At 39.3% G+C, this 8,103-nt stretch carries 9 protein-coding genes; all 9 read right to left on the bottom strand.

The window, feature by feature from the left end; translation table 11 throughout:
• Positions 1-393 precede the first annotated feature (393 nt).
• Complete coding sequence (locus tag P2G85_RS20860) at positions 394-882, bottom strand: GNAT family N-acetyltransferase (RefSeq protein WP_146490143.1); 489 nt, start codon at positions 880-882, stop codon at positions 394-396.
• Positions 883-1,063: 181 nt separating this feature from the next.
• Entirely contained in the window at positions 1,064-1,438 is a 375-nt protein-coding gene (locus P2G85_RS20870; RefSeq protein ID WP_275865953.1) for a RidA family protein, read from the bottom strand.
• Between the two features lie 37 nt (positions 1,439-1,475).
• A complete protein-coding gene (locus P2G85_RS20875) occupies positions 1,476-1,598 on the bottom strand; it encodes a DUF3265 domain-containing protein (protein ID WP_275865959.1) in 123 nt (40 codons plus the stop codon).
• Positions 1,595-2,128 (bottom strand): hypothetical protein, encoded by a 534-nt coding sequence (locus P2G85_RS20880; RefSeq protein ID WP_238959176.1) that lies wholly within the window; start codon positions 2,126-2,128, stop codon positions 1,595-1,597. The genes P2G85_RS20875 and P2G85_RS20880 overlap by 4 nt, the downstream gene beginning before the upstream one ends.
• 155 nt (positions 2,129-2,283) lie before the next feature.
• Complete coding sequence (locus P2G85_RS20885; RefSeq protein ID WP_275865954.1) at positions 2,284-3,216, bottom strand: DUF4238 domain-containing protein; 933 nt, start codon at positions 3,214-3,216, stop codon at positions 2,284-2,286.
• 108 nt (positions 3,217-3,324) lie between these two features.
• Entirely contained in the window at positions 3,325-3,927 is a 603-nt protein-coding gene (locus tag P2G85_RS20890) for a hypothetical protein (protein ID WP_275865955.1), read from the bottom strand.
• Between the two features lie 173 nt (positions 3,928-4,100).
• Positions 4,101-5,954 carry a retron Ec67 family RNA-directed DNA polymerase/endonuclease gene (locus P2G85_RS20895; RefSeq protein WP_275865956.1) on the bottom strand — a complete coding sequence of 618 codons (1,854 nt, stop codon included), beginning with the start codon at positions 5,952-5,954 and terminating at the stop codon, positions 4,101-4,103.
• Positions 5,955-6,834: 880 nt separating this feature from the next.
• Positions 6,835-7,254, bottom strand: coding sequence for a hypothetical protein (locus P2G85_RS20900; RefSeq protein WP_275865957.1), 420 nt, complete (start codon positions 7,252-7,254; stop codon positions 6,835-6,837).
• A gap of 134 nt (positions 7,255-7,388) precedes the next feature.
• Positions 7,389-7,877, bottom strand: a complete 489-nt coding sequence (locus P2G85_RS20905) for a hypothetical protein (protein WP_275865958.1) — start codon at positions 7,875-7,877, stop codon at positions 7,389-7,391.
• Positions 7,878-8,103: the final 226 nt, after the last annotated feature.

Below are 8,103 nucleotides of genomic sequence, written 5' to 3' on the forward strand. Positions count from 1 at the left end.
AACCTGAACGATGGCCTGGTGACATCAGAAACTGTAAACCAGTTGGTGACGTACACCTAAACCCAGAAAGAGAAGCTGCTTAATAAGTAAGCAAATGATGACAACCACCTTGAAAAACGCCGGAACAAAACAACCGCTAGTACACTTGCAAAACTTTGGACTTAAAACAGCAGAAACTGAGTTTTGACCATCGACGATGAACTTGTGCACCAAACAAGCAACTGCCAGACTTTGAGCCTAGAAACATGATTTTGATTACTAGCTTTTTCTGGCGACTAACGCCCTGTTAAGGTGTGAGCAACGCAATACCGATGCTGTCGCATACCACCTTAACCACTAAAGCCAACGCATAGTAAAAATGCCACGCGTTGCGAATCACTCTTAAACAGTTTGTTATGTTGAGGCTATATCACCTATTTTCTTAGACATGTTGAAGCCCGTGATGGCAAAACCTACAGCTTGGTACAGTTTGAGGGCTCGTTCATTATGATAAGCAACCCTCAACTTAATTTGTTCAACACCGCATTCTTGCAACTGTTTTTCTAATTCGGATATCGCCGCTGTTCCATAACCACAGCCTCTATATTCACTCGACACGTAAAAGTCGTATATAAAAGTAGACTTGTCAGTAACATTAACGGAATGCCATAAATAACCAACTAAGCACTGTTGTCCATTCAATTCGCTTTCGATACAAAGCAACGAATGCTCTTTCCCCTCCAACCCGTTCGGAAAACAACGATGAAGATCTTTTTTTGCCAACTCAATGGCAAGCTCCATTGAGTGCCCATAGTTTTGAGCAATTTCTCGACTATAATCGTCAATAAAGTACTGACAATAATCAGGATACTCTTCTTGACGCATTTCCCTCAGTACAACCATACATTCCTTCCAATACGATAAATTCAATCCGCAACATAACGCCTTGCTAAGGTGTGAGCAACGCCTTGACCAAGCCACCGCATTGCGCCGTAATCACTAAACCCAACGCAAGCCAAAAATGCCACGCGTTGCGAATCACTCTTAAGCAATTTGTTAGGTGAATAACTGGATTGCACATGGCTCATTTTTTTGCGATATAAGCAACACCATCAATTTGCACATGAAGACCTGATAACTCTCCACCTCTATGAGCAAAATCAGTAGAAATCGTTTTTCTCGCAGGATAGCCATTCTTAAAACGTTCTTTGATAACTTTCTCTACTAATGGAATATTCCATACATCCCTGAGCAAAACATCGATTTTCACTACACTATCTAGCGTTAGATTTTCCATTTCAAGCTTTCTAGCCATATCATCAAAAGCTCCGTTTATTTGTTCTTCGACACTTTTCCCAACATTACCAACACAATAGCCCAGGAAAACATAATCTCCAGCTACAACGTAACCAGAGTGTGCCCATTCTTCATTTACATCATATCTCTTAATTTCGCTCATTCTATCCCCCCGATCTTGTCGAATTATCGCAATTCACCTAACGCCGCGTTAAGGGGTGAGTGCCGCTCAAACCAACTTTCCGCAGATCACTTTCACCACTAAAACTCACCGCATACCAAAAATGCCACGCGGCACGAATCCCTCTTGAACGCTTTGTTATGGCGAAATCTTAGCCAACTCCGCTCTAAAAGCCTCACATAATTTTGACTGGATCAAGGGAAGTTCTTCGTCCGCGCGAATCCATAAAGCCAGCATCTTAGCATCTAGTGTTTTACCTAAACCACTTTGCTTGAGCTGATAACCTCTAACAACTTGATAAAAGGCTGAATGCTGGTCAAGCAGTTGGTCTACAAGATTGCAGAGATCATCAGATAGCCAAAGCTTAGCAAGTCTGTATTGTTCGGCGAACTTCTTAACGTCTAATTCCAGGCTCAACACCCGCTCCTGTTCTAGTTCACCCTGCATCCTTACTACATATGCTGTAGCATCAGACGCTTGAACTGACGCTTCATATAGCTTTGAAATTGATTCAATCTTTCTGGCATGAATTTGCTCAAAAACGTAATTATGTCTCTTTGCTTTTGATGAAATATACTCTGACAAAACTCTTTCAATCGTTTGCCGAAACAACCATGAAAGAAAACCAACAATTACTGATGCTCCACCTAAGTAAGCCAAAAACTCCTGCAAGAAACCTCCCCAAAAACTAAACTCAAAATTGCGCCATAACGCCGCATTAAGGTGTGAGCAACGCTACCACAAAACTAAACCATACCACCGTAAACACAAAACCCAACGATGGAATGAAAAATGCCAAGCGTTGGGAATCACTCTTAAATGCTTTGTTATGTCTCTAGTTCAACATGCAAAGACTTCAACTGGGTTTCGGAAGAAGCATAGACCTGTTCATATGAGGCACTAAGCGTAATTTGGTTGAACTGTTCAACAGATGCCTTATCAAAGCTCATTTCTAACACTGAACCAAATATATCCTTTTCAACTAAAAATACAGCCAATTCAGGAGATAGAGGATAATATAGACCAAATTCCTCTGTTTGTTGGTTCTGGTCTGTTTTTGTGTCTAAGAAATTAACCACTGGTTGATCGCTAGTAATAAATGGCGTATCACTAATGTTTCTTGCTATCACCAATTTATAATTTGACCGATTCACATACAAGTTTGCCGCTAATTTCGCTGAAAATACAATACGAATTAAGTTTGCACACTTTATTATTTGTTCTCGGTTAACACCCGTAACACCAGAAACTAATGCATCGTGGTGTTTTTTTGTACGCAAATACTGCATACATAAATAGTTTAGAAAGTGTGCGGCACTTTCATCATTTTCAAAGAAACTTACGTCTCCCAATAAAAGTTTCGTCAGACAGGGATCACCTTGTGACTCAATTTCCGACTGAATTTCCTCTTCTAGGTTATTAGCGTAGTGCTGCTTCAGTTTCTCAATATCAGAATCGCTGCCGTCAGATTCTAACTTTTCAACTTGTTCAACATGGCGAAAGAGAGAAAATAGTCGCTCGTAAATTGAGCTAACCGTTTCATCCACGTCAGATAAAAACATATCCCTAACAAAGCTAATATCTTGTTCAGACAGACAATTAACTTTATAAAAATAGCTCTTCTGCCCAACATTCATCAAATCCGCAGTTGAAAATACATGCTGTTTATTTCTCATACATGCAAGTTTATCATCTACGAGCCAAGACTTTAGGTATCGCCTCCAAACGTAATGCTGTTTTTTCTTTTTCTGATCGAACATCTATTTTTCCTCCGGAGACATAACGCCGCATTAAGGTGTGAGCGACGCTTGGCTATACTTGAGCGAAGCGAAACTGCCAAGCGTTGCGAATCACTCTTAAATGCTTTGTTAGCTGAATTTTTCAAACTGTTTTAAAAGATTATTTCGTTTATCCAATACTTTACTACGTTCGTCTTCTGACACGAAATTTAAGAGGATGGATAGTTCGATGAAGTCTGTATGGGCTTCCCTAAATATCTCAGAATCATAGCAACTTTTTATCCAGTACAACTCCTCACCAGTGATGCTATGAAATACTTCCAGAGGCATGTAGTCACAATGTTCAGGATTGGCAAAGTTAGACGTATGTTCTAAATCAAATGGGCCGATATTATTTCCGTAAAGCCAAGGCAAAAGATAAACATTTGACAACATTGTAGCCGCTAATTCATAGGTAGCTTTGCCGTAATGACCTAAACGGTAAGATAGAATCGAACGGCACAACATTTGGATAGGTTCACCGATGTCATCTGGAAATTGGGTGTCATACCATTCCATGTACTCTTCTGCTTTCTTCAGATCATTTAGCACGAGTAGCAAAGGAAATATCAAGTATCTTTTCCCATACCCATCATCAATAAACCCGTACTCTCTCAACTCACGATTAAACCCTGATTTGTAGCTTGAAATCTTAGCTCGAATTTTCTTATCTGAATCTGGAACTGTAAACATATGCAAATCTCGCTTTATTCAGCTAACGCCCAATTAAGGGGTGAACAACGCCTCCACCCAAACCTAAAGTATTGTGCCATAAACACTAAAACCGAAGTAGAAGCAAAAGTGCCAAGCGTTGTGAATCCCTCTTAAATTGCTTGTTAAGTGGCTATTCCGCATTTTGCAGAAAACTACCTCAGAGAGTCATAATGATTAATCACTTTTACAATAGAGTCTAAAAGAGGCTTTAACCCATTAAAATCTATTTTCGTTTTGTTTTCTTTGACTATATGTGTAGCAAATGAATCTTTGCTCAAATCACTTTTTGAGTCCCGATTCTTTACAGTGTTGAAACACTTACCACTTGAGTGCTTCATTAAACGCGTTTTATCATCAAAGAAATACTCTATATCTGTCTCTCCGCCATCTTTAGCTAACGGTGTAAAAACAACATATAGGTTTTTGATAACATGTATAAATTCAGACTTTCGAATATCCTCCTTCTTATCAAGAGTAGATGGAAACAATTCGATTTTTTTCTGAAAGTTTTTTAACTTCAACAAATTCACTACTTGTTGAGGTCCTTCATCGTTATCTAAAAAAACAATAACTGGATATTTAGGTGTTATGGAATCGTAGAGCTTCATGTTCTTTTCGAAGTTATCCACAAAACCTCGCAGGTAATCAGCCCCACCGAATAACTCTAATAAAAAGCGGCTTCGCTTTGAGTACTCGACAAAACGTACTAAAAGCTCATACTTATCCCCTTTACGGTACGCTAATTGAGGATAATCTTTACTTAACTCACTGATTGCGGACTTTAAGTAAACATTATCTGTCTTACCTTCACATAAAATGGTAGGTTTCTCGTTTCCGCAAAAAAGTCGATAATATAAGAAATTACTAAAAGTTTTTTCTCGACCTGAAAGTATGACTTTAGTATTTTTCCCAACTTTCGCATGCGTGTAATCGGTACTTAAAGGTGTTTTTTGCCTCATCCGGTTATAGTGATCAACTTGATCAATAAAGTTTAACTGCCCTTCAAGCTCATTGAGGTTACCATCAATTTCATTTCCATCTTTTATAGTTGTAAACTTACCTGTTTTAAACAGCTGATTACATTTCGCCCGTGCTAATCGCCAATATTCTTGTTTCACATTAGGTTTTTTATTTACTACCAGACCTGTGACATCTTGTCTGGAGTTCTTATATTGAATTCTAGTCTTACTAGAATTTATAGAAAACCCTGAACGTCTTATCTCACTCTTTAACAATCTACCTGGTACATAACCAATTTCATTTTGTCTCATTATTTGAGGAGGAAACTCAGATTTCCTAGTTGAAAATGTTATGTCGTCAGCGTACCTCGTATAAGTACATTTATATTTCTTGGCTAACGAGGCTAACCGTATATCTAGGGCATGTGAAATAAGATTAGTTATTACAGGAGAGCATGGGCTACCTTGAGGCAGTTTGTTATCAAAGCAGGCAATTTGAGCAATTACTGTTGCAATATGTGGGTTAAGATTGAAGTTAGCGTTTTTAATAAAAAAACCACGGACACGTCCAAAATTGAAACTATCAAAAAAACTTTCTAAATCAATGTTGAGGACGTTCTTTTTTCCGACATGCATCATAGCATTCGTTAGGATTGAACGCTCTCTTACAAAACCGTGAGATAACGAAGGTTGCTTTACCTGCGCATTTGGAATTTTTATCTTAAGAACTTCAGCAGCGTAATCTGGATCACCATTTTTTCTAAGTTTCGGTTTAGACCACTGTGAATCTGGATATTTTTCCGCATTAATTTCATCAATGCAGTCTAATAGTAATATTGATAGATTTTTTTGAAGGCTCTTAAGTTCCTCTGAAGGTGCATTTATAAGCCTTTCACCACCTGATTTCTTCGGAATGGAAAACTGGTGATATTGGTTCTCTGGCTTGTTGATATATAAGCAGCGAGTAAGGAAAGCTGCATCAATACCCAATACTTTAGCAAATTCAGGCTTTGTTGATGCTGACTTTAGACGCTTTAATCTTGACATTGATTACCCCTAATTAGTGGCTTATGGGCACTCCTACGCACTATATATCCTATAAATACCTATATGATATACTATATAAGGCAATCCGAACGGACCATTTCTTCACTGATCGCGAAACGCGAACTAAAAATCTGCCCATAAGCCGAACGGCATTCTAGATTGGCTATGAAACATAATCAATATAAAACTCCAGAAAAACTCAACTAGCCACTTAACGCCCAATTAAGTAGCCCGAAACGCACTAGCTCACCTTCCGCATTACTCGGCAACGCAAAACCCGATGCAAACCAAAATCGCCGAGCGTTGAGGGTCTGCTTGAATTGTTTGTTATGCGAATTCACTGACCAAGCCAAGTTGGGCAGATGAAGATTACCTCAGACACTAAAAACCACAAACAAACCAAACACTTTTTGTGATTCACTGAACAGCGGAAGTCACTATGTTACAGACCAGCTTCCAACAAGTGACTAATGGTGACTTTCAGCGCATGACTCAGCTTTTGCTTCGTGAAACCCAACGCTCTAGACCAGCAACAAAGATGAACGACCGATAAACTTGCTCTTACAGCGCTTTGAGCCAACAAAATTCACCACCAACCAACTCCGAAAACCAATGAGGCAACCCGCGAAATTTGGCATGTTTTACGGCCTGAGTGATTCAAGAATTTGAGCCGACAATGCTGAGTTGCCGACACCGCGAACCGACTGCCAAAGAGAGCGAGAAAGAGAGATAGAGAAGATTTTTTGCTCAGTCGCATAACGCCCAATTAACGTGTGAGCAACGCATGCACTGAACTTGAACACTGCGCCGTAAACACTAAATTCGACCTAAAGTGAGAGCGCCAAGCGTTGCGAATCACTGTTGAATTGTTTGTTATGTGCTAAACGACTGAACGCCATGATTTAGTGAGTTTTTCTAGCCGCACACCTTCAATCTTACCGAGATTAGAAACATCTTTACTAAAAGATGCACTAAATATTCGATGCCCAGTTGCATGTAAAGTTACCCCAATTCTCTCATTTGAAATTGTTTTCAATTCCAGTTTGATTAATACACAATCATCAGTTTTGATTGGTAACAATTGATTTGGATTGACGACTTTACGCAAAAATTTCACTTTATAGAAATTAACAGTGCAACCGTCATATTCCCTTTGAATAAGGTTGTACTCTTTAAATTGCGCTGCAGCTATTCCCTTTAGGTTTTCAGGTAAATTCTCAATACACAATATAATAGATTGCTCTTCAAATGGAGTTAGATCTGTACAACCTAAAATCATTTTTCGCAGTTTATTTAACATCGCCTTCCTTAGCACATAACGCCGCGTTAAGGGGCGCCGGCACGCACTACAAAAGTGACCGCATCACGCCGTAACCACTAAACTTACCGCAAATTGAAAATGCCACGCGTGCCAAGTCCCTCTTTAACGCTTTGTTATGCTTTTTTTGATTTACTATCTCGAGCAACACAAAGAATCCCACCAATAACAGCGCTCGCTATGCAAATTTGTTGAAGCACGGCTATGCTGACCATCCCATGAAACGGATTGCCATCGAATAAGGGAGAAAAAGGTAAAACATCTACATGCATTATGGCGTCAATAAAAACATGGCTGTATGTACCTAGAAAGGAACTTAGATAAGCAGTTTTCCACTTTATTGGAAGAAAGCGCTGCCACCGAATAATAAACAATCCACTTTCACTCAGATACTTACCCGTTATTGCTGATAACAGACCTAGCAAAGTAGCTCCTAGAATCGTGTGACTCCAACCATGTAACTCTCCTGAGTCAGTCAACATCACAACTAAAGGTTGAATATCCATAACTATTTGAGACCAACCAAAAACAGTTAATGAAAAACTTGAACTAGCCGCCGATTTCAAAACTAACGCTGGCCCCATATGCAAAGGTGTAAATGGCATATTTACTCTCTTAACTAATCCTTAAGTCACCAAAAAGCATAACGCCCTGCTAAGGGGTGAACAACGCAATACCGAAGCCGCTGCATACCACCTTAATCACTATAATCAACGCATAGTAAAAATGCCACGCGTTGTGAATCCCTCTTGAGCAGTTTGTTAGTTTGCAGACCCAAACAGTTGATTTTACGTTATTTTAAACTTTGCGAACAACAAACTTTATGTGCTT

Source organism: Vibrio sp. CAU 1672, from assembly GCF_029223195.1.
GTDB lineage: Bacteria > Pseudomonadota > Gammaproteobacteria > Enterobacterales > Vibrionaceae > Vibrio.

Coding starts and splice junctions, on each gene's coding strand:
- P2G85_RS20890 (WP_275865955.1), bottom strand. CDS start 3,927: ATGTTTACAGTTCCAGATTCAGATAAGAAAATTCGAGCTAAGATTTCA.
- P2G85_RS20900 (WP_275865957.1), bottom strand. CDS start 7,254: ATGTTAAATAAACTGCGAAAAATGATTTTAGGTTGTACAGATCTAACT.
- P2G85_RS20885 (WP_275865954.1), bottom strand. CDS start 3,216: ATGTTCGATCAGAAAAAGAAAAAACAGCATTACGTTTGGAGGCGATAC.
- P2G85_RS20860 (WP_146490143.1), bottom strand. CDS start 882: ATGGTTGTACTGAGGGAAATGCGTCAAGAAGAGTATCCTGATTATTGT.
- P2G85_RS20895 (WP_275865956.1), bottom strand. CDS start 5,954: ATGTCAAGATTAAAGCGTCTAAAGTCAGCATCAACAAAGCCTGAATTT.
- P2G85_RS20905 (WP_275865958.1), bottom strand. CDS start 7,877: ATGCCATTTACACCTTTGCATATGGGGCCAGCGTTAGTTTTGAAATCG.
- P2G85_RS20870 (WP_275865953.1), bottom strand. CDS start 1,438: ATGAGCGAAATTAAGAGATATGATGTAAATGAAGAATGGGCACACTCT.